The 25455-nt window shown below is 52.7% G+C and carries 21 protein-coding genes; 12 read left to right on the top strand and 9 right to left on the bottom strand.

Going from position 1 to position 25455, the window contains the following annotated elements; translation table 11 throughout:
- The first annotated feature begins 393 nt into the window (after window positions 1-393).
- Window positions 394-867, top strand: a complete 474-nt coding sequence (locus R5H23_RS02715; RefSeq protein WP_317214248.1) for a hypothetical protein — start codon at window positions 394-396, stop codon at window positions 865-867.
- A 54-nt stretch (window positions 868-921) separates the two neighbouring features.
- On the opposite strand, the gene R5H23_RS02710 is transcribed toward R5H23_RS02715, so the two are convergent.
- From R5H23_RS02710 to R5H23_RS02695, 4 genes are read right to left on the bottom strand one after another with little or no spacing between them, the layout of a single operon-like run.
- Entirely contained in the window at window positions 922-2517 is a 1596-nt protein-coding gene (locus R5H23_RS02710; RefSeq protein WP_317214247.1) for a TolC family protein, read from the bottom strand.
- Window positions 2514-4343 (bottom strand): FUSC family protein, encoded by a 1830-nt coding sequence (locus tag R5H23_RS02705; RefSeq protein WP_408874323.1) that lies wholly within the window; start codon window positions 4341-4343, stop codon window positions 2514-2516. The genes R5H23_RS02710 and R5H23_RS02705 overlap by 4 nt, the downstream gene beginning before the upstream one ends.
- The gene (gene mdtN / locus R5H23_RS02700; RefSeq protein WP_317214595.1) at window positions 4324-5373 is read right to left on the bottom strand and encodes a multidrug transporter subunit MdtN; all 1050 of its coding nucleotides are present in this window, start codon (window positions 5371-5373) and stop codon (window positions 4324-4326) included. The genes R5H23_RS02705 and mdtN overlap by 20 nt, the downstream gene beginning before the upstream one ends.
- 2 nt (window positions 5374-5375) lie before the next feature.
- Window positions 5376-5651: a YtcA family lipoprotein gene (locus tag R5H23_RS02695; RefSeq protein ID WP_099213009.1), complete on the bottom strand. Its 276-nt coding sequence runs from the start codon at window positions 5649-5651 to the stop codon at window positions 5376-5378.
- Between the two features lie 388 nt (window positions 5652-6039).
- On the opposite strand from R5H23_RS02695, the gene R5H23_RS02690 reads away from it, so the two are divergent.
- The 4 genes from R5H23_RS02690 (at window position 6040) to R5H23_RS02675 (ending at window position 10746) form a co-directional block, all read left to right on the top strand.
- Window positions 6040-7392, top strand: a complete 1353-nt coding sequence (locus R5H23_RS02690) for an NAD(P)-dependent oxidoreductase (RefSeq protein WP_317214246.1) — start codon at window positions 6040-6042, stop codon at window positions 7390-7392.
- Complete coding sequence (gene preA, locus R5H23_RS02685; RefSeq protein WP_064274843.1) at window positions 7385-8653, top strand: NAD-dependent dihydropyrimidine dehydrogenase subunit PreA; 1269 nt, start codon at window positions 7385-7387, stop codon at window positions 8651-8653. Before R5H23_RS02690 ends, preA begins: the two co-directional genes overlap by 8 nt.
- 56 nt (window positions 8654-8709) lie before the next feature.
- Window positions 8710-9951 (top strand): Zn-dependent hydrolase, encoded by a 1242-nt coding sequence (locus R5H23_RS02680; RefSeq protein ID WP_317214245.1) that lies wholly within the window; start codon window positions 8710-8712, stop codon window positions 9949-9951.
- An 81-nt stretch (window positions 9952-10032) separates the two neighbouring features.
- The gene (locus R5H23_RS02675) at window positions 10033-10746 is read left to right on the top strand and encodes a TetR family transcriptional regulator C-terminal domain-containing protein (protein ID WP_317214244.1); all 714 of its coding nucleotides are present in this window, start codon (window positions 10033-10035) and stop codon (window positions 10744-10746) included.
- Here R5H23_RS02675 and R5H23_RS02670 read toward each other — a convergent pair.
- Window positions 10655-12112, bottom strand: a complete 1458-nt coding sequence (locus R5H23_RS02670; RefSeq protein ID WP_317214243.1) for an NCS1 family nucleobase:cation symporter-1 — start codon at window positions 12110-12112, stop codon at window positions 10655-10657. The two genes, R5H23_RS02675 and R5H23_RS02670, sit on opposite strands and share 92 nt — an antisense overlap.
- A 132-nt stretch (window positions 12113-12244) precedes the next feature.
- Here R5H23_RS02670 and hydA point away from each other — a divergent pair, with 132 nt between their 5' ends.
- The 3 genes from hydA to R5H23_RS02655 all read left to right on the top strand — a co-directional run bounded on the left by hydA (window position 12245) and on the right by R5H23_RS02655 (window position 17566).
- The gene (hydA, locus tag R5H23_RS02665; RefSeq protein WP_317214242.1) at window positions 12245-13660 is read left to right on the top strand and encodes a dihydropyrimidinase; all 1416 of its coding nucleotides are present in this window, start codon (window positions 12245-12247) and stop codon (window positions 13658-13660) included.
- A 35-nt stretch (window positions 13661-13695) separates the two neighbouring features.
- Entirely contained in the window at window positions 13696-15015 is a 1320-nt protein-coding gene (locus tag R5H23_RS02660) for an aspartate aminotransferase family protein (RefSeq protein ID WP_211512404.1), read from the top strand.
- 208 nt (window positions 15016-15223) lie between these two features.
- On the top strand, window positions 15224-17566 hold the full coding sequence (locus R5H23_RS02655) for a TonB-dependent receptor domain-containing protein (RefSeq protein ID WP_317214241.1): 2343 nt from the start codon (window positions 15224-15226) through the stop codon (window positions 17564-17566).
- A 177-nt stretch (window positions 17567-17743) separates the two neighbouring features.
- Here R5H23_RS02655 and zigA read toward each other — a convergent pair whose 3' ends face one another.
- Window positions 17744-18946, bottom strand: a complete 1203-nt coding sequence (gene zigA, locus R5H23_RS02650; RefSeq protein WP_317214240.1) for a zinc metallochaperone GTPase ZigA — start codon at window positions 18944-18946, stop codon at window positions 17744-17746.
- Between the two features lie 88 nt (window positions 18947-19034).
- On the opposite strand from zigA, the gene R5H23_RS02645 reads away from it, so the two are divergent.
- Window positions 19035-19640: a DUF1826 domain-containing protein gene (locus R5H23_RS02645; RefSeq protein WP_317214239.1), complete on the top strand. Its 606-nt coding sequence runs from the start codon at window positions 19035-19037 to the stop codon at window positions 19638-19640.
- Window positions 19641-19706: 66 nt separating this feature from the next.
- On the opposite strand, the gene R5H23_RS02640 is transcribed toward R5H23_RS02645, so the two are convergent.
- Window positions 19707-20042, bottom strand: a complete 336-nt coding sequence (locus R5H23_RS02640; protein WP_317214238.1) for a GIY-YIG nuclease family protein — start codon at window positions 20040-20042, stop codon at window positions 19707-19709.
- A gap of 105 nt (window positions 20043-20147) precedes the next feature.
- Here R5H23_RS02640 and R5H23_RS02635 point away from each other — a divergent pair, with 105 nt between their 5' ends.
- On the top strand, window positions 20148-20768 hold the full coding sequence (locus tag R5H23_RS02635; RefSeq protein WP_317214237.1) for a DUF2239 family protein: 621 nt from the start codon (window positions 20148-20150) through the stop codon (window positions 20766-20768).
- A gap of 129 nt (window positions 20769-20897) precedes the next feature.
- Here the strand turns inward: R5H23_RS02635 and R5H23_RS02630 are convergent, their stop codons facing one another.
- Entirely contained in the window at window positions 20898-22112 is a 1215-nt protein-coding gene (locus tag R5H23_RS02630; RefSeq protein WP_317214236.1) for an MFS transporter, read from the bottom strand.
- A gap of 372 nt (window positions 22113-22484) precedes the next feature.
- Between R5H23_RS02630 and R5H23_RS02625 the strand changes: the two genes are divergently transcribed.
- Window positions 22485-23393 carry an AraC family transcriptional regulator gene (locus tag R5H23_RS02625; RefSeq protein ID WP_408874322.1) on the top strand — a complete coding sequence of 303 codons (909 nt, stop codon included), beginning with the start codon at window positions 22485-22487 and terminating at the stop codon, window positions 23391-23393.
- 28 nt (window positions 23394-23421) lie between these two features.
- Here the strand turns inward: R5H23_RS02625 and R5H23_RS02620 are convergent, their stop codons facing one another.
- Window positions 23422-24318, bottom strand: coding sequence for a LysR family transcriptional regulator (locus R5H23_RS02620; protein ID WP_317214234.1), 897 nt, complete (start codon window positions 24316-24318; stop codon window positions 23422-23424).
- A gap of 149 nt (window positions 24319-24467) precedes the next feature.
- Between R5H23_RS02620 and R5H23_RS02615 the strand changes: the two genes are divergently transcribed.
- Window positions 24468-25451 carry an aldo/keto reductase gene (locus R5H23_RS02615; protein WP_317214233.1) on the top strand — a complete coding sequence of 328 codons (984 nt, stop codon included), beginning with the start codon at window positions 24468-24470 and terminating at the stop codon, window positions 25449-25451.
- Window positions 25452-25455 lie beyond the last annotated feature (4 nt).

Raw genomic sequence — 25455 nt, 5'->3', positions numbered from 1 at the left:
TTTATCCTTTTATTATTTTATATTTATTTCTATATTTTCTATAACGATAAAGATATACCGGAAGATGGTTATTTTTCTTTATCATTTTATAATTTTTTGGTGTTGCACGTTTGGCCTTATATGAAAAAAAATCGCTGTCACGTACTAGTTTATGATTCGCCTTAGCGTCTGATCACTGAGTAATGGGGCACTACCCATCCGCCTCAAAATACATCTTAATCGATATGAATATAACGAACTAAACCCCATTCAAGAAAGTTCGTGAAAGGCTAGTTTTTAAATTTACTTTACGAAATTTTTATCTTGTAGTTCCAATCGAATTTCATTGAAGCATCATGAAAAAATTTCGAAATCCATTTTATATTTAGAGAAGTCTATATTAATGAGGAAAAAATGAGAAAATATAATTATATAATATTAATTTTTTCTTTATTGATACCAATAAATGCGACGCTTGCATCGGATGTACATGAAAATTGCTACATTGAAAAAATATTCATGCGCCCGCCTCTCTCCACGTCAAGATTCAGTGTCAATGAAGATACGCTTTCAACATATGCGAATGCATATACACATAAAATAAACGGTGAAAATGATAGCCTTTTGAAAATAATTTTATCATATAAAATTTCAGACAATCAAGAATACCCGTCACATGATATCTGGAATGCCATCTATCTTAAAGATTCCAATGGAAAAGACGTCCATAAATTGTTTTTTGATAAGCCCTTCACAAACGTGGCGTCTATTTCGGGAGAAATAGACGGTAAGCCCTTTGCCCTCTCACAGGCCGCTTATCCAGCTTTTCGGCACTGGCTCAATAAGAACAAATTTGACCTGGAAAATAATGCATTAGCATGTCCCTGAACGCCGAGAGTTTCGAACCACTCAAAACCTTCGTAGCAAGGGCGGGTGTTACTTCTAATTCTGATTAAGGGAGCCAGTGCCGAACGCAAGCCCGGCCGCGGCGATTAACGCAGCATAATAGGCATCTGAATGGCTCAGTGTCGCATCAAGATACGCATTCTGCGCGATACTCGTCTGCGTCATGGAGCCTACGCCACTACGATATGCGGTCGAGGACGCCTCAAAACTTGTCATCGCTGCCGTCTCCAGCTTTGCTGATGCGGTATAGGCACTCAGGCTAGTACGGAGCGCATTTTCTGCGACTACAATCTGCTTCACAGAACTGTCGACTGTTTGCTGCAATGTCGCATCCGCACTGTCAGACTGATCCTGGGCCTGCTTCAGCAACGCAGCTCGAGTTCCCCCGTCGAAGATGGGGACAGTAATCCCACCAAGGATCAAACTGCTGAAGGCATTGCTCGATAAGTTAAGGGTGGGGGGAGCCTCACTTCCCACTCCCGGCACGGATGAGAGTGCCAGACGCCCCGTGGTGTAGGCCACATTTCCTGTCATGAAGATCTTGGGCAGAAATTCGCTTTTCGCTGCGCGAACCCTACTTTTTGCCGCTTTCGCATTTGCGTATGCTGCAAGAACGTCCGGTCTGCGTGAAACGGCCTGTTGGACGAATGCGTCAGTCAGGCGAATATCGTCCAGCCCGAGCGGGCGACCAGAAATATCGAGTGTCTCAAGTTTCGTGTTCGGGGAAATACCAATGGCATTCAGAAGTTCAAGGGCCGTATTCTGTTCGTCGCCCTCTGCCTGTACAAGTCGCAGTTCAGTCTGTGCCGTAGCCTGCCGAGCCTGCGTGACATCCACTATGGTGCCTTGCCCCTGATGTAGCTTTGCGACTGCGGCCGCTTCCACGAAGCGTGCATTGTCCCGTGCCTTACGCAGCAATACGACACGGCTTTGGGCTGCGGCATGGGTGTAATAGGCCGTTGTTACCCCGTAGATGATTTTCTGATGAGCCGCAGTGAAGAGCACATTGGTTGCAATCTGTGCCTGCTTTGTGGCGGCAATAACGGCCTCACGTTTGCCGAAGTCGAACAGCAGCCATTCCATACCCAGAGTTTGGATTTCGCCAGCGCCCGACCTGCTATTGCGAACACCGCCCAAAGCACTGTTTAATCCGCTCAGGCCTGAGTTGATTGCGTCTTCAGCAATGCCCGCATTGCTGACCGACGGGTTCGCACCGTCATTACGGCTATGATTATATCCGCCTACAACTGTCGCGGTCAGGCGGGGCAAGTATGCACTCTTCGTAATTCCCACAGCCAGAGCGGCATCGCGCGCAAGATTCCAGGCACGTCTGGTTTCAGGATTGGCGGACTGCGCAATATCGATCAATTCAGGCAGGGAATAGGCATGGCCAGCCTGTGGCGCCAATTCAGGGGCAGGAGGCCGGACATGGATCCGACTATTGGAAGGCAATGTGTATCCAGCAGGGACGGCCAGTGCATGCGGTCCGGGCTTACCGGGCACCAGTTCTCCATTTGCAGCGACATTCGGTTGCCATGGCCGATCAGCGCTGGCTGGCGCCGTTTCAAGTGCCTGGGTCGCACAGCCCGATAGCAGGAGCGGTAGCAAAAAGGTTCTTTTGAAATGAATCATGAAGCAATCTGTTCCAGTCGTGCCGTGCGATCGGCAAGGTCTGGCCGCTTGGGAGTTGCAAGCAATTCTTCAGTCAGCCTCGAGGCATCGATCAAGGCATTTCGGGCCGCCTGAAGACGGGGCTGGTCAGCGCGCATATGTGCTGGCTCAGACATCGCATATTCCAGTGTTCGTTCGCTTTCCAGTAACGCGGATTGACTAAGAGCGGCCGCCTGAAGCTGATCTTCAGAGCTCTGAGCCTTTCCCTGCCGCTTCAGGCAATCTGTCAGTTTGCGAAGACTGGCCCCCAAATGATCGTAGGCACTTGCCGGCCAGAAGCTTGTGAACATGGCATATGTAAGGAGGTTACCAAGCATGATGCCGACAATACGGTCCCGCGCGGTGGCCATGTCTGCTGTGGGGCCATAACCCTTCAGATCTGTCAGATAAAATGCCAGACCGATCTGAAAGCCAGCATACGCAATACGTTCGTCGCCTGTCTTGACCCACGCCGCGATCAGGGAAACAACAAAGACAAGCGCCAGAAATCCGGTGATACCATTCAGGTGTGGCATCACGACGATAATAGAGGCGATCCCCAGCGTTCCGCCTATGAGAGCGCCCGTGATGCGCAGTGTCAGCTTTGAAATCATCTCGCCCATCGTAGGCAACGCGACGATGAAGCAAGTGATGATGCAAGTGTGGATGCCTGGCCAATCCAGAACCTTGAAGGTCAGATAACTCAGCATCACTGCAGCAGCCCCTTTCACTGCGAAGCGCACATGGTCTGGATTGGTAAAGGCATCCTCAGAAAAGAAACCTGATTTTTTCTTTTCTGGCGATTTTCCAGCAACAAGGGCAGGTGGGGTTGTGAAATTCGGCAGGAGAGCGGTTATCACCTGTAAAGACGGATGCTCCGAAGCGATCACAGGGCTTTCGATGGCTGTGGGATAGTCACCCTCCGAAAAAATCCTTGCCATGCCTTCAAGCGTTTCAGTCAGGCGAGACAACTGCTCCTGTGGCAGTCTTACCCTGCTAGCCTCATCAGCAAGCGCAAGAACAGCGACACTGCTGTTGGCAGCCTGCCGCAAGCAGGCCAAATCGTGGATGGACCAGATCTTTTCAAGTGAGGCCATCTTGGCGGACTTCATCATGCCCGCCGTGCCTTCCCGAAGCATATCTGTCGCTCGTTCCTGTGTTAGCGCATCAGGAGTTTGGAGAAGGCGAACAGCCATGTAGAGCCGAGCAGCGATGCTATCCGTCAGGATCTTTTTAGGGGATGGGCAAATCAACAACCCCAGCACAATCATGACCGCCCCCGGCACGGCCAGAAACAGATCCGTATAGAGGAGGGCGCGTGTCACGACTTCTCCAACCGGGACCTGATCAATCGCAATCAGTCCATAAACCGTAATCAGACCCAGCATATAAGCCACAGGCTTTAGCTTGCTGGCTGAGCCCAGAAAGAAAAAACTGAACGACAGCAGGGCAATGACGATCACCAGTCCCATAGGATGATCGAGCGTCAGGCGGATGAGCGCGTAAATAATCAGAAGCAGAATGAGGATGAGGACATTTACAGCAACCCCAGCCAGAGCATTTGTCACGCGGTCTTTCTGCCACAGCGCCATGGTCACAAGGGCAGGCACGGCCAACTCCGGAACCTGCCAGATTTCCCCAATCAGCACGGTCGTTGTGCATGCGGCCGCCATGCGAAGCGCATATCCCAATCGCCCCGGGGCAGGGTCACAGACCAGCCGCCAGATCCGTGCCAATCCCAACCCCGGCCCCTTCATGCTGGAAGACGAAGAGGCCTCCGCCAGAGTGTCAGGGACAGGCAGCGCCATGCCGGATCTCAACGGTTGCTGTGGCGCCAAGTCTTAGCAAAAGCGGGTTTGCCCTCTCAAGCTTGATGCGCACCGGAAAACGTTGGGCGACATGAACCCAGTCCATTTGGCGCGGCACGATGGGCAGTGAGCGGGCAATGCCAGCAGAATCTACAGACAAAACGCCCCAACCAATACTTTCGACGTGTCCGCGTAGAGGACTGTGGCGATCAATCATTGAGTGAACAGTCACGCAGTCGCCAATCTGAACGGAAGAGAGATTGATCTCACGGATATTGGCAGTCGCGTACCACTCGTCATCGGCAATGAGCGTGAACAGGACCTGAGACGGCGCGAGAATCTCACCAGCTTTAACCCGCAAACTCGTGACATAACCATCCGCAGGAGCTGTAACCATAGTCTGGCGTAGCTCGTATTTTGCGTGGTCCAGGGCTGCCTGACTGGCATCCCGTGCGGCAAGAGAGCTTTTCAAATCTCCGATCGCTGTTGTCGCTGCGACAGATTGGTTTTTCGACTGTGAAAGCGACACTTCAGCGTCATGGAGTGCCACACGAGCCTGATCATACTGTTGCCACGGAATATAGGACTGTCCAGCAAGCGGCTTCAGGCGCTCCACCGTACGTGCGGCCAAATCACGATTGGTTCTGGCACGAACAACCTGATCATCTGCCGTGGCGGCGTTGGATGTCTTGATGCTGAGCAGCCGTGTCTGGTTCTCGACCTCCGCATTCGCAAGATCCAGATTGGCCTGAGCTTGTCGGACAATCAATTCGTAGGGCTCAGGATCAAGCTGGTAAAGAACATCACCCTTATGAACATGCTGATTGACGACAACTCGGAGCTCTTTCAACCGTCCACCAACGGTGGAGGCGACGTGCACCATTTCTGCGTCAATACTTCCGCTGTCAGAAGACGGATGAGTGCTATCCTCATGCGAGACATGGACGCCGAAGAGAATGGCTGCCCCAACGCAGACGATTGCAACGATAATACCAATCGGCTTTTTGCCGGAAACTTGAACGCGCTGCATCATCAAGGCCCAAACACCAGCGTCCACACAGTCAGCGCGGCGATAACGCCCAGCGCTACATAGGTGAAGAGACGAAAACTGAGGATGGCATCAAGGCCGGTTAGAAGGAATATCACTCGTAATCCAACAGCAACCGCAACACCAACGAGGCCACAGACCATCCAGTCCGGAAAGTAAGCGCCTACAACTGGGAAAGACGGGGCGCCCTGGAGGGTACATCCCTCACTCGCCAATAAACACGAGACAGGAATGAGAAAACGCAGGCGGGTAAATCGCATGAGAGGTGTCAAAGCTTTCTGCGTCTAACAAACAGAGTGCCAGCCTACCACATTCCACTTCAAAGGCTACTCCGTATCGCGTGGCTAAGTGTTTGAACTTGGATGCATTGATTTACGGAGCGAACGATGATGGGCGCCTTGATTAGACTTCCCGTGAATGATGGATTTGCCTTCATCGGAAAAGGCCTGAGGGGAAGAAAACGTACCTCCTGATCTAAGATCTTGTCGGCGCGATTTCTCATGGCTAGGCGTTTCCTCAATCGCCGCAGGTTCTCACCTAGAACCCATAGTCTCGCATAAACTGAACGTTTGGTCAGAAAACCCTTGCCAGAGAGTATTTCGAACTCATACCATTCCGATTACGAACCAAGTCAGGCAGGAGACGAGTATGCGACTCGATATTGCATGTGGCCGATTGCCGGAAACCGCTCTGGAACTGAACTTCGCCGATGCTCATCCCGGTCTGTCGCCCGAACAGGCAGCGCTGGAAGCTGATCGATGTTTCTACTGCTACGACGCTCCATGCGTTGAGGCCTGTCCGACAGACATTGATATCCCACGGTTCATCAAAGCCATTGCATCTGACAATCTGGCCGGCGCTTCGCGCACCATTCTTCAGTCCAACATCTTGGGCGGATCGTGTGCAAGGGTTTGTCCGACCGAAATTCTGTGTGAGCAGAAATGTGTTCACACCGCGATTGAAGCTCATCATGCCGTTCGAATAGGCGCACTTCAGCGGTTTGCTACAGACTGGCAAATGCAGCAGAAGACCCACCCGTTCCAGCGGGCTGCAAGCACCGGAAAGCGCGTGGCCGTCGTAGGAGCAGGACCTGCTGGGCTGGCCTGCGCACATCGACTGGCCATCCATGGGCATGATGTCACGATCTTTGATCGACACGATGCACCCGGTGGCCTCAACCAGTATGGTGTCGCGGCCTATAAACTTGCTGACAATTTCGCCCAGAAAGAAATCGATTTCCTCCTGGAGATTGGGGGGATCACTTTCCAGGGTAACGCGACGCTCGGGGAGAACATCACGCTTGCAGGCCTTCGCGAGACCTATGACGGCGTTTTCCTGGGGCTGGGTCTGGCAGGTGTCCGTGCTCTCGGCTTGGAAAGCGAATTTGCAGAGGGCGTTCTGCACGCGGTCGATTTCATCGAGACCCTGCGCTCTCGGAATCTCTCGGAAGTTGTAGTTGGCAGGCGGGTTGTCGTGATTGGGGGCGGTAACACGGCAGTTGACGCAGCAGTGCAGGCAAAACGTCTGGGTGCGGAAGAGGTAACGCTGGTTTATCGCCGCGGGGCTGAGCACATGTCAGCCACGGAAGTTGAACGGGAATGGGCCCAGACAAACGGCGTTACGGTCAGATTCTGGGCGTCTCCCAGTCAACTCAATGTCGAAGACGGGGCCATCAGGAGCATCACATTCCTTCGAGGAACGCCTGATGGCGGTTACGATCCGCAGAATGCCTTCACACTCGCAGCCGACATGGTCCTTAAAGCAATCGGGCAGGTTTTTGTCCCAGACCCAGTGCGAAACGACCAGATCCTCGTGGAAAACGGGCGCATCGTTGTGAATGAAACAGGACGCACCTCCATGCCGGGAGTTTATGCGGGTGGCGACTGTACGGCAGGAGAAGATCTTACCGTTGCAGCTGTCCGGGACGGACGGAACGCGGCTGAAGCGCTTCATGATGAACTGATGGCATCCAACATGAAAAGGGCCAACCACAATGGCTGACCTGCGCACGGTTTTTGCTGGAATCAAATCTCCCAATCCATTCTGGCTTGCTTCTGCACCGCCGACTGACAAGGAATACAACGTTCGCCGGGCCTTTCAGGCCGGGTGGGGCGGCGTCGTCTGGAAAACGCTTGGGGAAGATCCACCGGTCGTCAATCTAAGCTCCCGCTATGGAGCCCTGGGCTTTGAGGGACGTCGGCTGATTGGCCTCAACAACATCGAGTTAATTTCGGACCGTCCGCTTGCGACCAACATCGCGGAAATCAAGCGCGTCAAACGCGAATTTCCGGATCGCGCCCTTATCGTCAGCCTCATGGTGCCCTGCGAGGAAGATAAATGGAAAGCCATTCTGCCGATCGTTGAGGAGACGGGCGCAGACGGGATCGAACTGAACTTCGGATGCCCGCATGGTATGTCCGAGCGCAATATGGGTGCTGCGGTCGGGCAGGTCCCGGAATACGTTGAAATGGTGACACGCTGGTGCAAGCAGAACACGCGGATGCCGGTGATCGTCAAGCTGACGCCAAATGTGACTAACATCCTGATGCCTGCACGCGCCGCGCGTGCAGGTGGCGCAGATGCAGTTTCCCTGATCAACACCATCCAGTCGGTCATTGGCGTGGATCTGGATGCCATGGCGCCCATGCCCGTTGTCGGCGGGAAAGGGACGCATGGTGGCTACTGCGGACCTGCCGTGAAGCCAATTGCGCTACGCATGATCGGAGAGATTGCCAGAGATCCTATTATGGCTGGAATTCCCATCTCCGGAATTGGTGGAATCAGCAACTGGCGGGATTCTGCCGAATTTCTTGCAATGGGCTCAGGATCGCTTCAGGTCTGTACCGCGGCGATGCATTATGGGTTCCGCATCGTGGAAGACATGATTGATGGCCTGTCAAACTGGATGGACCAGAAAGGCTATGAGCGGCTGGAGGATCTGACAGGCCGGGCTGTTTCGCAGTTCGTGCCGTGGAACCAGCTCAATATGAAGTTCAAGACCCTCGCCAATATCGATCAGGATGCCTGTGTCGGGTGTGGTCTCTGTCATATTGCCTGCGAGGATACGTCCCATCAGGCGATTTCCAAGAAAAACACGGCTGATCGCCGACATTACGAAGTGATCGAAGAGGAGTGCGTGGGCTGCAATCTTTGTGCGCATGTCTGCCCGGTGGATGATTGCATCACAATGGTTCCACAACCCGTAGATGGGGAACTGACGTGGCCCCATCATCCTTCCAACCCCAATCGTATTCCCGCCTGAGAGGCATGACGCGGCGGCCAGAGGGTCACCAGACGGACGGATGAAAGAGGACTGGCATGTTTCATAGCAATATGCGGATTGATGGGAACGCTCTCTGGGCTGATCTGATGGATACAGCCCGGTTTGGTGGAACACCAAAAGGCGGTATCCGTCGGTTAACACTGACCCCAGAAGATAAACAGGTTCGCGAGTGGTTCGCCTCGACCTGTGAAAGCCTAGGCTGCACCATCACGGTCGATACGATGGGCAACATGTTTGCCCGCCGCCCGGGACTTGATAACAGCCTGCCTCCCATCACGATGGGCAGCCATCTGGATACCCAGCCAACCGGCGGGAAATTTGATGGTATTCTGGGGGTTCTAGGCGGCCTGGCAGTTCTACGGGCGCTTCATGAAGCCGGGCATACAACGCGCCACCCCATCGAACTAATTAACTGGACAAACGAGGAAGGGTCTCGTTTTACGCCTCCGATGATGTGCTCAGGCGTTTTCGCAGGCATTTTTACGGAACAGGAGGTTCTGGACAAGCGAGATCGTGCGGGGGCACGCTTTGGGGATGAACTTGTTTCTATAGGGTACCGCGGTGAAGAGATCTGTGGCGATCATCCCGTCGCGGCCTATTTCGAGCTTCATATCGAGCAGGGCCCCATTCTTGAAGTCAAAGACCACGTTATCGGGGCAGTTTCTGGCGTTCAGGGAATGCGGTGGTACGATGTGACCGTAAAGGGCAAGGACGCCCATGCTGGCTCCACCCCCATGCCGATGCGTCACGATGCCCTGCTGGCAACGTCCCGAATGGTTGTTGCTCTTTCAGAGATAGCACTGGGCCATGCTCCGGGGGCCGTGGGTACAGTGGGTCTGATTGAAAATCGCCCGAACAGCAATAATGTCGTACCTGGCGAGACATTCTTCACGGTGGATATCCGTCACCCGGATGATACCGTCGTCGCGACCATGGAGCGGGAGTTCATGGATCGCTTCCACAGCATTGCTGAAGCTGGCGGCGTGACGCTGGAGATCGTCTCCATCTGGGATGCTCCCGCAGTTCATTTTGATACGCGGTGCGTAGAGATGGTCGCGGATTCTGCGCGCCAGATGGGCTACGATCCCCTTTCGATTGTCTCAGGCCCGGGGCATGATGCTGCGTATCTTGCACGCGTTGCACCAACGGCCATGATTTTTGTGCCCTGCAGAGATGGCCTGAGCCATAACGAGGAAGAAAGCATTACGGAAAGCGAGGCCGAAGCCGGAGCCAATGTTCTGCTTGGTGCTGTTTTGCGGGCAGACAGCACGCTCTAAGGTTCTGCCAATCAGGGGCTTGTCGTCCAGCCTGTCTGCTGTCAAAAATCGCCTCCCGCAAAGCAGGCTGGGAGAAAGACAATGCCACAAGACAGTCTGGAGGCGGCTCCCAGCCCCAGAAAAAGAACTCGTGCCGGTGCGCCACGGCGCGCCACCGTTCCGCAAATCCTGAATGCTGCGGAATGGACCTTTGGCACCCGCGGCCTTAAGGGAACGCGCCTTGAAGATATTGCCAAGGTCTGCGACATCCCCAAGGGCAATATTCTCTACTATTTTGGCTCTAAGGAAGACCTGTACAACGCCACACTGTCACGCCTGCTGGATGTATGGCTGACAGATGCCGATCACTGGCTTTCTTCTGACAAGGACCCGCTGGACGGGCTCAGGGGATACATAGAAGCCAAGATTGCATTCTCCCGCGCGCGCCCGGAAGGATCGCGCCTCTTCGCACAGGAAGTGCTCTCAGGCGGCCACATGGTTCAGGACTTCCTGCGGGGAGAACTGCGAGCCCATGTGGCCCGACATGTCGCAATCTTCCTGGAATGGCAGGCAAAAGGCATCATGGCGGCTATCGACCCGACGCATTTGTTGTTTCTCTTATGGTCGGGCACGCAGGCATATGCGGATATGCAGGTCCAGTATGAGGCTATTCTGGACCGTACACCTCTTACTGACGGGGATTATGAAACTGCCGTCACCACTCTCATGACGCTTGTCCGTCCGCTGTTCTCCCAACCGGTCGTCTCAGGCGCGTCAGAAGCAAATGAAAACAAAACCCTGAAAAGAAGCCTGTAAACCACGCGAAATTCTGGAATACGGCTAATGCTGGCAGGAAGACGTTTGCGAGCCCCACCAGCACAGCCAGACCCAAGGCCCAGATTGCAGTATGGTTTACGCCACTTCGGTACCAGTAAGTTGCCGATGGGTCTGTACTGTACAGCGCGGGCACGTCCAGAGTTTCCCGCTGAACAAAATAGTAATCCGCCAGAAGAATTCCTGTCACAGGAGCGATGAACAGACCCAGTATGTCGAGTGTCAGGTGGATCAGATCCGGACGGGCATAGAGGTTCCAGGGCGTGAGAGCAATGGCACCAATCGCCGCAATGACACCACCGCCACGCCATGAAATGGATGCCGGGGCTATATTAGAAAAATCAAACGCCGCTGAGACAAAATTGGCGGAAATGTTGATCCCAATGGTCGCGAGAACGAAAGTTAAAATTCCCACAATCATGATCGTCTGACTATCCAGACGCGTCACAGTGTCCACCGGATCAACGAGGATCTGTCCCAGAACAGGCTGGGTGAGGGTTACTGTTGTAAGTGCAAGCGCGCAGAACGCCATGAAATTGATTGGTAGGCCCCAGAAATTACCGCGTCGTACCGCACTCAGGCTAATGCCGTAGCGGGCAAAATCGCCAAAATTCAGGATAATCGGAGAAAAGAATGCGATCGTCAGAGAGATCACATTCAGCACGCCGGTCAGATGCTGCCCGATAGAAAGAGCAGACTGGGGAAGGACGGAAAAGCTGATCTTTCCATGCGTCTTCCACAGAAGCACGCCGTCAAGCAGGACCATCATGACGTAAATGGCCGGCCCGGCCCAGTCTATGAAATGCCGGATGGACTCCATTCCGCGCCAGAATACCGCCAACTGTAAAGCCCAGATGAGCAGAAAGGCCAACCAGCCGAGAAGCGACAGCCCCATCAGTCCATGGTGATGAACATCGCTATAGTCTGCCAGCGACGGCATCATTCGAAGAACAAACAGAACCACGGCATTGGATGCCAGCCATGTCTGGATTCCATACCAGCCGACGGCAATGATCCCACGAACAAGTGCCGGGACGACCGCGCCGTACACGCCAAAGACACTTCGGATAATGACCGGAAAAGGGGCGCCGGACTTCAGGCTCGGAACCGCGATCAGATTGCAGAGAAGCTGCACGGCGACGATTGCAACAAGCAGTCCGATGAGCACACTGCTGACCGGCAATCCCATCATGAACAGCGTACCAACCGTCATGTACCCGGCGACACTGTGGACATCAGACATCCAGAGGAAGAGAAAGTCCTTCCATGCCCAGCTCCGGTCCTGAACAGGCGCAAGATCCGCATTGGTCAGGCGCCCTGTAGCGTACGCGTCCGGTGACTGTGTCATTCTGGTGATCCTCGTTCTCGAAAAAATTCCGGAAGCGCAATCGTTATGTTGACCGGCTGGTCAGATTAACCATACAGTTTCGGTAAGACAACGACATAATGCCAACCACTTTTCCTGAAGGGAAGGGATGTCATGCTCCTGATCAAGGGTGGAACAGTTGTTACGTCTGAGCGGCGTTTCAGAGCGGACGTCCTATGTGACGATGACGGGAAAATCGCGGCTGTTCAGGCGGATATGGAAGCACCGACCGGCTGTACCATCGTTGATGCAGATGGGCTGCTTGTCATGCCAGGGGGGATAGATCCCCACACGCATATGGAAATGCCCTTTATGGGCACGACGGCCAGTGACGATTTCTATACAGGCACAGCCGCCGGGCTCGCCGGAGGCACAACGAGCATTATTGATTTCGTCATTCCCGAACACGGGCAGTCGTTACATGACGCGTGGAAGACATGGCGGAGCAAAGCCGAAAAAGCGTCTGCTGACTATGGTTTCCATGTCGCAGTGACGCACTGGGACGACCAGGTTCACCAGGATATGGAAACACTGGTACGGGACTGCGGCGTTAATTCCTTCAAACACTTCATGGCCTACAAGAACGCCCTGATGGTGGATGATGAGACATTCCTCAACTCCATGCGTCGAGCGGGAGAGTTGGGCGCTTTATGCACCGTACATGCCGAAAATGGAGATGCCGTCTCGTTCCTTCAGGAGACTCTCCTGAAAGCAGGAAACACAGGCCCTGCGGCGCATCCGCTCTCCCGTCCATCCAGCGTGGAAGGTGAGGCTACCCAGCGCGCCATTACGCTGGCGGCCGTCAGCAATACCCCGCTTTATATCGTGCATGTGTCGACACGCGAGGCGACCGAAGCCATCGCAACTGCCCGCCTTCGCGGACTACAGGTTTATGGCGAAGTTCTTCCACAGCATCTGGTTTTCGATGAAAGCGTTTACCAGTCTTCAGACTGGCTGAAGGCATCGCGCTATGTCATGAGCCCACCTTTCCGCGAAAAATCGCATCAGCAAGCGCTCTGGGGCGGCCTTTCTTCCGGCCAGCTCCACACCACCGCAACGGATCACTGCTGCTTCTGCCGCTCCCAGAAAGAAATGGGCCTCACCAATTTTACGCGCATCCCCAACGGTGTTCCCGGCATTGAGGATCGCATGAGCATTCTGTGGCATCACGGCGTTGTCGGGGGCAAGATAACTCCGGAGCAGTTTGTTGCCCTCACGTCCACCAATACGGCCCGTATCTTCAATATCCATAGCCGGAAAGGTATGATTGTTGAGGGTGCAGACGCGGATATTGTGCTTTGGGATCCATCGACCTCACGAACCATTTCTGCCGCCACACATCATCAGAATGTCGATTACAATATTTATGAAGGTATGACCGTTACAGGCGCGGCAAAAAAGACAATCAGCCAGAGCCGTATCCTTTGGGATGACGGTACACTGCGTGCCGAGCGCGGGCAGGGCCGGTATGTCGAGAGAGCACCTTTTAAGAAAAAAACATCTGACAGCCTAACGGAGGCAGTATCGTGACTACATTGACGAACGAAAGCCTGTGCGCCCTTGCCATGAGTGAGGGACGCAACTGGATGCCCTTTACAGCCAACAGGTTGGTTAACGGTCGGGGCGATCATCGCGTTGTGGCCTCTGCCAAAGGGCCTTACTATACGATGGCCGATGGCAAAACGGTGTTCGATACTCTGTCTGGGCTGTGGTGTACGCCTTTAGGCCATGGAAATCCACGCATTGCGGACGCGCTTCGTCAGCAGGCAGAAACGCTGGACTTTGCACCCGGATTCCAGATGACGCATGCACCGGCTGTAACGCTGGCAGCACGCATCGCAAAAATGGCCCCCGAAGGCTTGGAGCATGTTTTCTTTGCGAATTCAGGCTCAGAAGCTGTTGATACTGCACTAAAAATTGCGATCGGCTTTCACAAGCTTAAAGGTGAGGGCGGCCGTTTTCGTCTCATTGGACGCGAACGAGGTTATCACGGTGTAGGGTTTGGGGGCATGTCCGTCGGCGGCATTGTTCCGAACCGCAAGATGTTCGCCACGGTGATGGTCCCTGGCGTGGACCACATCCGACACCCTTACGATCACGCCCATGTCGCCTTTTCAAAAGGGCAGCCTGAGTGGGGTGCCCATCTGGCGGACGATCTCGAGAGACTGGTGGCACTCCATGATGCCTCCACAATCGCGGCTGTCATAGTCGAGCCAGTGCAGGGATCGACCGGCGTTCTTGTCCCTCCCGTCGGATATCTTCAGAAGCTGAGGGAGATCTGTACGAAACACGGTATTCTCCTCATTTTCGACGAAGTCATCACGGGCTTTGGTCGTATGGGAGAAAACTTTGCCTCCCAAAGATTTGGCGTCACACCGGATATGATTACCTTCGCCAAGGCGGTCACGAATGGGATCATTCCCATGGGCGGCGTTATCGTCACTTCAGAAATCTACAAAACTTTCATGAACGGCCCGGACGCAGCCATAGAGTTCGCTCACGGCTACACCTACTCAGGGCATCCGATGGCGGCGGCCGTGGCCCATACGGTGCTCGACATTATGGAAGAAGAAGGGACCAATGCGGCCGTCAGGGCACTGGAACCCATCCTAGAAGAAGAGGTCCATGCACTGCAGGACCTGAAGTCCGTAAAAGATTTACGGAACATCGGCCTTACCGCCGCGATCGAACTCAATCCTCTCTCTGACAAATCTGCCCTTCGAAGCGTTCAGCTTTTTGAGCGAGGGCTTGAAGAGGGCGTTCTACTTCGCGTCACAGGAGACACGATTTCTTTTGGCCCTCCATTTATTTCGACTCCACACCAAATCAGAGAAATGATAGCTCAAGTTAGAAAGGTGATTATAAGCTGCGAAAAAGACTTCTAAATATTCATTTTAGTTTCCGAATTCAGAAATAAGATTCAGAAAGCCGAATGATGGAAGCATCATTCGGCTAAATGCGCTGGAATTAATCCAAAATACTAAATTCGTATATTTATTTTCTCCAAAGATTATTTAGTATTTCATTATTAAAACGAAATATGTTTGAGTGCATATTATTCAGTTACACCAACTGAGCTTTCGGAGAAAAAAAGTGAAGACACTGGCTTCTCGTCTGTTCCTCGGTACTATTCTGAGTTCCGTACTCCTCTCCGCAGAGACTGGACGCTCCAGTGCTGCTCCGACCCACCATCCTCGTCATGTGACAAGCTCTCATCATGCGACATCTGGCACACCTGCAAAGCCGCGTTCCCGTAGAACGTCCATGATGGCAGCCAGCGAAGAGAACGTTGGTGTTCGTGGGTCGAGAAGCGCGCGCAACTCTGGGGGAGGCATGATGCGCGTCGAAACTGCACCTTATGCCGTGCAGTCTGTGGGGCGCCAATATATTGAGATGAGAAGCCCGACATCAACCGGCCTTGATGTTGTCCAAAATCTTCCGAGCGTCAGCATTGCCATGCCAGATACGTCTGGCATCAAAGGTGGTGCCCTGTATATGCGCGGTTTTACTGATGCCGATACGGCTTTGCTTTTGGATGGGGCTCCTGCATCTCTTGCAGCGTATCTTCAGCAAAACGTTGACGCAGAGAACATCGAAAGCGTCACCATGACGCCTGGGAGCTCTCCCATCGATGCGCCTGCATCCAATGCTACGGCAGGTACGCTTGATGAGCGCACACTAACCCCCGGGAAGAAAGCTGGGGGCAGCATGGATTTTTCTTACGGCACCAACAACATGTCCCGGGAATTCGTCCGGCTGGAATCCGGAGAAATCGGAAATTCCGGTATTCGGTCTTACATCTCAGTCTCAAATACCCATTCGAGACAATGGATGGGCGCAGGTACAAACCGCCGGACACATGTAGACGTTGGACTTTTTAAAGAATTTACCAACGGCTCAACTGTAAAATTCTTTGGTTCATGGAACAATTCCATGTTCACAATTGATGCATATCCAGATGCTCAAACATTTTATAATTATAAGCATACGGGACAGGGATATAACCGTACAAATGTCTGGGACAGGAATTCCACGTCCGCCGGAAATTACTGGCAAGGCAATATTGATTCCTGGAACCAGTTTTTCGTCACAACACAAGCGCATATCATTATCAACAAACGCCTGACCTTCGACCTATCTCCCTATTTTGCGACAGGCTTCGGATGGGACGGCTCAACCGCTGGCACGCCAGCCTCGACGGGGGCCACATATTTCTATGGGAACGGGCAAAAAGCAGATCCTTCTACACCGTTGAGCACATACTGGGCGCAGCACTGGTCCCCGCAAGTCGGGCTTGTCGCCAAACTGGGTTACGACATTGATCGTCATAACCATCTGTCTTTCGGATACTGGTATGAGAACAACGCCGTCGACTATTTCTTTCCCACCATGGCAACACAACCCGGCGGACGAAATGCCAAAACAAATGACAATGCCTATAAGCTCTATACAGCAGATGGTCAGGAAGCGATTTACAGGTACAATGCGGGCTACGAGCTGAATTCTTTCTTTATCGAAGATACCGCCAAATATTTTAATGATCGCCTGACCATAAACGGTGGCTTCAAATATATCATGTCCAACTATTGGGATCGAGCTTCCGGGCTCAGCCAGTTTACGATCGGAGCGAATTCAACCGCGCCGCTTCCGCATCTTTCTGTCTCGTATAAAATCGACTCTCACAGTCAGGTTTACATGAATGCCGAAGGTGATTTCCGCCAGCCGTCTCCGTCACAGCTGTCGGGTTCGACGTCACTTCCAAAAAACCAGTATTCCATCACGGAACAGATTGGATATCGCTATAACAACCGGTACCTGACGTTCGATATTTCGGCATTCAATTCCAATATCACCAACCGTCTTCTCACCACCTATCTGCCCAATACCGCTTACGCAGTTTCCAATGCTGGAAACCAGACGATCCGCGGATTTGATGCCATGATTGCGGGAAGGGATTTCCACCATTTCAGCCCGTACGCGTCAGTAGAGTACCTACATGGCACTTTTGACTCAAATATTCCTTATGGTGACACGTACCTTCCCACCAAAGGAAAACAATCCATTCTCACGCCACGAGTGCTTGCAAATTTTGGACTGACCTACAGCAATGCAGGGTTCTTTGGAAACTTCAGCCTTCACTATACCGGCCCTCAGTCAGTAACGCTTGTGGGCGATCAGAGAATGCCAGGGTTTGTTACCAATACCCTTGCCCTTGGGTATCATTTCAAACCGCTCTATTTCCTGAAAACCCCTACGTTCCGTTTGAATTTCTCCAATCTGACGGGATCTATTATTCGTGTCGGAACAACGGGCATTACCAACAACTACCACAATGTGACACTGCTCGATGGCAGTACCCTAGCAGGCAGCAGCGGGGCTTCCTTCTATGTGCTTCCAAGATTTTCAATGACGGGAACGGTCTCATCGGACTTCTGAGTTTCACTGCATCTTTCGAGAGAATAGTTGCTGAGATATGCATCAGAGCGAATGGTTATTTTACGGGCCCGTGAGTGTTCGGGAGGGGCTGAGAAGAAAGCCCCTCCAATTGCTATCCTATTCGCCAGGGCCAGATGGCATAAAATATGGGCGCGCAAGTCAAAATAACTCAAATATTTACGACCACTGAGGAAATGGATCAGGAAGATTGTCGTAGTGCCAGGGCATGAAAATTTCGTCCTGTGATGGTGGAACAAGGCAATTGTCAAGCGCGGTACGAATTGCAGCCTCGTCCATTCCGGTTCCAATAAAGACCAGTTCTTGGCGTCGGTCTCCGTAAACATCGTCCCAGTATTTGGCCAATGTCGCTCGCCAACCTTCGTCATCAGGCCAATTGTCATGCGGGACACTTGCCCACCACCGCCCAGCCGCCTGATGACGCGCTAAAGCCCCCGCAATACTCAGATCTCCAACCCAATCCGGGCGGGTTGCAAGCCAGAAATAGCCTTTTACTCGTACCACGCCGTGCCATGACTGCGCGATGAAGTCTGCAAAAGCTTCCGGTCTGAAAGGCCGATGGGCACGGTAGACAAAGCTGGAAATTCCGTATTCTTCTGTTTCCGGCCGATGTTCAGAATGCCCGTACAACTCCTTGAACCACAAGGGATTCTGGTGTGCACGCTCAAAATCAAATCGGCCAGTGTTCAAAAGCTGGTTTATGGGAACCTGACTTTGGCTTGTTTCAACCACAGTTGCGTCAGCATTGAGAGAACGAATAATCAATCTTGCTGCCTCTGCCTGCTCGGGAGTGGCCGTATCGATTTTGTTCAGAACGATGACGTCCGCAAATTCGATCTGATCAACGAAGAGGTCTACCAGCGCGCGTTCGTCCTCTTCTCCCGCAACCTCACCTCGATCCCGAAGGAAATCGGTTGATCCGTAGTCTTTGAGCAGGTTCACGGCATCCACAACAGTTACCATCGTATCGAGCCGAGCGACGTCACTCAAACTGCGACCTTCTTCGTCTCGAAACTCGAAAGTAGCTGCGACGGGCAGGGGCTCTGCAATCCCGGTTGATTCAATCAGGAGGTAATCGAATCTTTTTTCTTCTGCCAGCCGTGTCACCTCAGTCAGAAGGTCATCCCGCAACGTACAACAGATGCAGCCATTCGTCATTTCCACGAGCTTTTCATTTGTCCGGGACAAATTACTGCCGCCATTGCGGATCAGCTCGGCATCAATGTTCACGTCACTCATATCATTGACAATGATCGCAACTTTCAAACCGTCGCGATTATTCAGAACATGATTGAGAAGGGTAGTTTTTCCAGCTCCCAAAAAACCGGAAAGAACGGTCACAGGCAATCGATTGTCCGACATGAGGCAAGCACCTGAAGAGAAGAGGGGATTGATACAGGCGTCAATAATAGTTATGTTATAACATATCAATAGCAAGGAAGCGTTTTCCATGCCGCAGTGTTCCACCCGTACCCGTCTGGCTCGTCAGTCGTTGCTCAAAGACATTCTGTTGCCTCACTGTAGCATCAGTCTTCATCAGGCCGGCTTGTCGGAAACACTGACACAGGTGGCGAAAGACTATCTGAAATCCGCGCCTCGATCATGGATAGCGCGGGGGCAACTGGGGGACATTGCTTCCCAGCTACAAGCCTCATTTCCGGAAGGTACATTGCCTCTACAGAAAGACATCCTGGAGATCGCTACTCTTTACGGCGATATGTCCCGGCATCAGGCACTCCGCGTTCGTTTGGAAAAAATAACGACGGATAGTTGCAGGAAATTTCATGTCGATTGCGTCGATCTCCGTTTGCTTCGCTCTTATGTCGGGCCGGGAGTTCAATGGACAACCGACAACGGGTCAACCATTCAGGAAGCCTCTACTGGGGCAATTGTTCTTCTGAAAGGGAAACACTTTCCGCAGTGGGACCATGCGGAGAAGGTCCTCCATCGCTCGCCGCCACTCTCTCATCGCCCTGTCAAGGAGCGCATAAGGCTTCTACTCACGATTGATGAAGCCAACGCCTGTGGAGAAGCCCCCTTCGAGGTGGCAGCATAATAAATGTCTGGTGATCTGACGTAAGATTCCGATTTTCGCGTCTCGTGAATGACACCTTATCAAATATTAGAGGCGTACTGCTTTGAGTTCTGCAGTCCATTTAGCGAGAAGTTCCTTCAGCGTAGCACTTCGGACATAAGCGTTATCTTCACCCTTCAGTTCCTCGATAACCTCGAATGAGAATGTATCACCCTCATGGGCTGTCCACGCGTCCTGTAGTGAGCGATGCGGATGACTGCCCAGTCGAAGCGTGAACCATAGGTGGTTCTGAATTTTAGAAAGATCAGGGGTGCTACCCACCCATATCTGGTCAGAGGTTACGCACCGAACCACGTAAATTCCGCTTGTTACCGTCCGCTCTTTATAGGCTGCGGTAACAGCTTTTCTTGTCTCACGTTGCATGCGTCATATCCTCAGTTGGTACGATTTGAGTAGACGAGCAGAAAAAGCTTTTCAATATCACCCGGGTAAATTGACATTTATTTTTTTATTCCGGATAAAATAAATATGACAAATTATCTTTCCAGGCCTTGCACCGCCTTTGCCGGCACTCAACAAATCGCCAGCGCAGCGCTGATAGACGTTGCTCTCGCCATCAAACACACAAAGACGCATGCGCCCATTCTCACATTCGATGATGCAACGGGTGCGGTGATCGACCTCGATCTTCGCGGAACCACGGCTGAAATCGTCACACGGTTGACACAACGGGGAGAAAAAGAGGCTTTGGCCGCCCGTAACCCCCGCCCGCGTATGGAGGGAGAGGCCCCTAAGCCTCGTGGACGCCCCAAACTGGGAGTGGTGGCTCGCGAAGTGACACTTCTTCCGCGGCATTGGGAATGGCTGGCATCACAAACAGGCGGAGCATCTCAAGCCTTAAGACGCCTTATTGACGATGCGCGTCGCTCAGATGGCGGCCAAACGCAGATCAAAGTCGCACGCGAGCGCACTTACCGCTTCCTGTCGGCGCTGGCAGGCGATTTACCCGACTTTGAAGAGGTAACCAGAGCCCTGTTTGCGGGCGATACGGATACCTTCGCTCACCGCATGGAGGCGTGGCCCACGGATGTGAGAAATTATGCCCTGGCGCTTCTCCAAGTAACCTCTCCGAGCAAGACGCCGGAATAGAAGCCGGTCTTTCGCCCAAGCGTTCTAGCCCGCTTATTTGAAATCCTGAACCTGACAAAGCATCTGTTCCTCGTTCATAGGAGTGTGCGTCAGGCTCCGGTGATCATAACAAAGGATTAGGAGATCCGTTTAGATCGGTCGCTGTTGTTTTGCCTTGATATCACCCAAAGTCAGCAGCCAGATCATGAAACCACCAAAAGCCAAGCTGCTTCCAACCCAGCCTACGGACGTCCATCCAAAACCGGCTGCAATGGCAAGCCCTCCTAGTGCGGGACCAACGGCATTAGACAGATTAAAAGCGCTCTGATTCAAGGCCGCAGCCATAGCTTCTGCACCTACCGCGACTTCAAGGAGGCGCGACTGAATCACCGTTCCCAGCCCTCCGCCACACCCGATCATAAACACAACAGGCATCAGCTCCCAGACGTTATGCGCAGATCCTGCGAAACCGGCGAGGGCTGATGCATTGACGAGCAAGATACCGCCCATGGTCAACATCATCTTCCGGTCAGCAGCCCAGGCGCAAACAACCGTTCCTGTGGTCATTCCCGCTCCGAAGACAGCCAGCATAATAGCAATCATCGTGGACGATGCATGTAGAACTTCCTGCATAATGGCCGTCAGGTAAGTATAAACACAAAAAATTCCACCAAACCCTACGGCACTAATTCCAAGGGTGAGCCACACCTGTCGGTTTTTAAGGCCTCTGAGCTGCGCCATTGCATTTGCATGAGGACGTGAAGGGTCTGTGGGAACAACCACACTGACAAGGACAGTTGTGATGAGTGCCAGAGCCGCGATCAAACCGAAGGACCAGCGCCATCCCAGGGCACTTCCGATGATACTGGCGAGAGGCACGCCTGCAACTGTTGCAACAGTAAGACCAAGCACGACACGCGAAACTGCTTGTGTCCTGCGACTTGGAGGAACGAGTGACGAAGCGATGATGCCAGCTATTCCAAAATAGGCGCCATGGGGAAGGCCGCTTACAAATCGGCATATCAAAAGGTAGCCATAAGATGGGACAAAGGCTGTGAGCCCATTTCCAACCATATAGAGGGCAGTGAGCCCAATGAGTGTTTTTTTATGGCTCAAACGTGCGCTGAGAACAGCAATGAGCGGTGCGCCAATGCCAACACCCATCGCGTAAGCAACAATCGCGTGCCCGGCCTGAGGAACCGTAACCTGAAGTTCCCGTGCGATTAGAGGCACCAGACTCATGGCTGTAAATTCAGCAGTTCCTATAGCAAAAGCGCCCAGAGCGAGCACAAAGAAAATGAGAGATGTGCGGGGGGAAGGAACGTTCGTCAAAGACGAGTTCTCGGGCGGCACTGCGATGGTCATGCGGTCTCTTTGAGGAAGAATTTCAAGAAAGTGAGCGAGGCGCGATAGACCACAAAAAACCGTGAGAGCAATGCTGGGACGCAGTAATTCAAAACTAATAGTAGTTATAATGTTATTATAACGTAACGGTTATGGGAAAATTTCTGCTTCAGGCCCGCAAAAAGACTGCAGGACGAGCCGCTCTTATCGCTGAACGAAACTGCAAAAAAGTATCGAAAAAATAAAAATCAAACGCTAGATGCTAACAGGAAAATTCCTGATGATACTGCGACGAATCAGACCTTACTGGAAGCCATGATCCCGAATGCAGATCCTCATATCATCCGTAGTTTTTAGAACCTTGCCCTAGGGCAGCGTTATATTAGGCATTGCATGCCCCATCGCCGAAAACCCTTTGCCACGCAGCCCCTTCAACCCGTTTACGAGCTCATTACGGCCAAGCCAGCGCACAGTTTTACTCTGTCCAGGCATGACTACCCCGCTGACTGCGCTAAGTGGAATTACCATCCCGAGTATGAACTGCACCTGATTACAGCGGGGAGTGGGCGGTATGTCGTGGGTGACCATGTCGGTACCTTCTACGCCAGAAGCATGTTTCTGATAGGGCCCAACTTACCTCACAACTGGTTAAGCAATCTGGGGCAAGAACAGGTCTGTCATGGGCGCGATCTGATTGTACAGATCCAGCCAGCATGGCTTCAGGGATTGATTCAACTATGCCCGGAATTTGGGGAAATCCTGCACCTAATTGAGGACGCGGCCAACGGGGTGGAATTTCATGGGCCATCGCTGGAAATGCTCTGCCACCAAATGGAAGACCTAGAGCTCTCTAACCCAGCAGAGCGGGTCTCGAAACTGATTGCGCTTCTTGTAAATTTGGCTCAAGTGCCTCGACACGTTCTATGCCAGTCTTGGAACCCCCGCTCTTCGAAAGCAGAAGAGTCCAGGGTGATCGATCAGGTCATGCGGTGCTTGTTGTCTTCAGATTTAAAGATGATCAAACAGGCAGAGATCGCCCATCGCGTTAAAATGAGTCCTTCTGCTTTCTCGCGTCTGTTCCAGCAAGCAACAGGGGGCACTTTCACCAGTTTTGTGCGCCGATTGCGGATCAGTCGTGCATGCAACCTTCTAATGACAACGAAAGACCCCATTTCCGTCATAAGCGCAGAATCTGGCTTCAGTAATCTATCCAATTTCAACCGAGCATTTTTGGAAGAAAAAGGGGTCACTCCCAGAAGGTATCGCCGAGAAGCAGAGCAATCCATTCAAGCGTCAATCTAGTTTTCGAACATTCATCCAGCCCTAAAATTTATCCGCCTCGGTAACGCAAAGCGTCCAGAACAAGGGTGAACACCGGAGAGGGCTGCCGCCTGCTTGGATAGTACAGATAATAGCCATTGAATGGCTCGCACCATTCTTCCAGCATTCGCACCAAAGTTCCGGAAGAAAGGTGATCTTTGACGTGATCTTCAAGCATGAAAGCAATGCCGTGCCCGGTGAGGGCGGCTTCCACAATCAGATTGATATCGTTGAACACAAGCTGTCCTTGCGTTTTAACCCGGATCTCTTTGCCATCGCGCTCAAACTCCCAAGCATATAATCCACCGGAAGTCGGCAAGCGCAGATTGATGCAGTTATGTTGCGTAAGATCGTAAGGCGTTTCCGGGATAGTCTTTCCGCTCAGGTACGATGGCGAAGCCACAGCAGCCATCCGAAGGCGTGGGCTGATTGGCACCGCAATCATGTCCTGCTCCAGTCTTTCTCCAAGCCTTATTCCAGCGTCATATCGCTCAGCCACGATATCGACGAGGCCTCCCTCAATATTGATTTCCACGTTGATGTCAGGATTTTCGGCTGTGAGACGATCAATAGCTGGCCACAGCACCGTGTACGCCGCGTGAGAACTTGTCGTGATCCGAACAGTGCCAGCAGGGCGGTCACGCAACTCGGTCAGTGCGGCAAGCTTCTGATCAATATCCTCCAAGGCAGGACGGAGTGTTTCTATAAGGCGTTCACCAGCCAGTGTAGGTGCGACACTCCTGGTTGTACGTGTAAGGAGCCGTAGGCCCAGTCTGGCTTCAAGCCGCCGAAGAGAATGGCTGAGCGCAGATTGTGAAATCCCAAGCTTGCCTGCAGCCTTGGTAAAACTGCCTTCATCAGCAACTGCCATGAACATAGCCAGACTTCCAAGCTCTTCACGCCGCATTATGCTCAAGCCTTCTCACAGGTTTCATGACTAGAAGTCATAGACCCAAGAAATTTACCTTGTCTAATCGATTGATGAGTCCGGGCTTATGATTTGCGTGTTCAGAGCCTTGGCAGACGCCCAAGGATAAACACGCGGGATCAAGAAACATGCAGAAACGTCTGTTAGGCCAGAGTGGTCTGGAAGTATCAGCGCTTGGGTTCGGCTGCATGGGCCTGAGCTATGGCTATGGCCCTGCCACCGATCGCAAGGATGCTATTGCCCTGATCCGCGCAGCATATGAGCGTGGGGTCACTTTCTTCGATACTGCCGAAGCTTATGGGCCAGGCATTAATGAAGAAGTCGTTGGGGAGGCACTAGAGCCGGTTCGCAATCAGGTGGTGATTGCCACCAAGTTTGGTTTCGTAAACGGCGTGCCAGCACAGGGATTGGATAGTCGGCCGGAGCGTATTCGACAGGTTGCGGATGAAGCCCTGAAGCGCCTGCGGACTGACAGGATTGATCTCTTTTACCAGCATCGCGTCGACCCGAACGTGCCGGTCGAAGATGTTGCCGGAACGGTGAAAGACCTTATCGCAGCGGGCAAGGTCAAGCATTTTGGCATGTCTGAAGCGGGGACGGATTCGATCCGTCGTGCACATGCCGTACAGCCGGTTGCAGCTCTCCAGAGTGAATATTCGATGTTCTGGCGCGAGCCTGAATTGGAAATCCTGCCGCTCCTTGAAGAACTAGGTATCGGCTTCGTGCCATTTGCGCCTCTTGGCAAAGGGTTTCTGACTGGAAAACTCGACCCAAAGGTCGTGTTCGCCAAAGATGATTTCCGAAGCTCTGTTCCCCGTTTCCAGGCTGATGCACTGGCCGCGAACCAGGCCCTTGTTGATCTTGTCAAAGCCATTGCATCTGAAAAATCCTGCACGCCTGCACAGATCGCATTGGCGTGGCTTCTGGCCCAGAAGCCGTGGATTGTTCCCATTCCCGGTACGACGAAACTTGATCGTCTCAAAGAAAATCTGGGAGGGGCTGATGTCAGTCTGACGGTTGATGATCTGACCCGCATTGAACAGGCGCTCAACGGGATCACCCTGCAAGGGGACCGTTATCCTGCCTCATATCAGAACCTGATCAATCGCTAAGCCA

The sequence above is a fragment of the Gluconobacter sp. GP1 genome, from assembly GCF_032913585.1.
GTDB classification, from domain to species: Bacteria; Pseudomonadota; Alphaproteobacteria; order Acetobacterales; family Acetobacteraceae; genus Gluconobacter; species Gluconobacter cerinus.
This window is presented reverse-complemented; position numbering and strand designations above follow the sequence as displayed.

Coding starts and splice junctions, on each gene's coding strand:
- hydA (WP_317214242.1), top strand. CDS start 12,245: ATGCTCCTGATCAAGGGTGGAACAGTTGTTACGTCTGAGCGGCGTTTC.
- R5H23_RS02625 (WP_408874322.1), top strand. CDS start 22,485: ATGCCCCATCGCCGAAAACCCTTTGCCACGCAGCCCCTTCAACCCGTT.
- R5H23_RS02645 (WP_317214239.1), top strand. CDS start 19,035: ATGCCGCAGTGTTCCACCCGTACCCGTCTGGCTCGTCAGTCGTTGCTC.
- mdtN (WP_317214595.1), bottom strand. CDS start 5,373: ATGCAGCGCGTTCAAGTTTCCGGCAAAAAGCCGATTGGTATTATCGTT.
- R5H23_RS02640 (WP_317214238.1), bottom strand. CDS start 20,042: ATGCAACGTGAGACAAGAAAAGCTGTTACCGCAGCCTATAAAGAGCGG.
- R5H23_RS02660 (WP_211512404.1), top strand. CDS start 13,696: ATGAGTGAGGGACGCAACTGGATGCCCTTTACAGCCAACAGGTTGGTT.
- R5H23_RS02635 (WP_317214237.1), top strand. CDS start 20,148: ATGACAAATTATCTTTCCAGGCCTTGCACCGCCTTTGCCGGCACTCAA.
- R5H23_RS02695 (WP_099213009.1), bottom strand. CDS start 5,651: ATGCGATTTACCCGCCTGCGTTTTCTCATTCCTGTCTCGTGTTTATTG.
- R5H23_RS02620 (WP_317214234.1), bottom strand. CDS start 24,318: ATGCGGCGTGAAGAGCTTGGAAGTCTGGCTATGTTCATGGCAGTTGCT.
- R5H23_RS02715 (WP_317214248.1), top strand. CDS start 394: ATGAGAAAATATAATTATATAATATTAATTTTTTCTTTATTGATACCA.
- R5H23_RS02705 (WP_408874323.1), bottom strand. CDS start 4,343: ATGGCGCTGCCTGTCCCTGACACTCTGGCGGAGGCCTCTTCGTCTTCC.
- R5H23_RS02680 (WP_317214245.1), top strand. CDS start 8,710: ATGTTTCATAGCAATATGCGGATTGATGGGAACGCTCTCTGGGCTGAT.
- R5H23_RS02675 (WP_317214244.1), top strand. CDS start 10,033: ATGCCACAAGACAGTCTGGAGGCGGCTCCCAGCCCCAGAAAAAGAACT.
- R5H23_RS02710 (WP_317214247.1), bottom strand. CDS start 2,517: ATGATTCATTTCAAAAGAACCTTTTTGCTACCGCTCCTGCTATCGGGC.
- R5H23_RS02630 (WP_317214236.1), bottom strand. CDS start 22,112: ATGACCATCGCAGTGCCGCCCGAGAACTCGTCTTTGACGAACGTTCCT.
- R5H23_RS02690 (WP_317214246.1), top strand. CDS start 6,040: ATGCGACTCGATATTGCATGTGGCCGATTGCCGGAAACCGCTCTGGAA.
- preA (WP_064274843.1), top strand. CDS start 7,385: ATGGCTGACCTGCGCACGGTTTTTGCTGGAATCAAATCTCCCAATCCA.
- zigA (WP_317214240.1), bottom strand. CDS start 18,946: ATGTCGGACAATCGATTGCCTGTGACCGTTCTTTCCGGTTTTTTGGGA.
- R5H23_RS02670 (WP_317214243.1), bottom strand. CDS start 12,112: ATGACACAGTCACCGGACGCGTACGCTACAGGGCGCCTGACCAATGCG.
- R5H23_RS02615 (WP_317214233.1), top strand. CDS start 24,468: ATGCAGAAACGTCTGTTAGGCCAGAGTGGTCTGGAAGTATCAGCGCTT.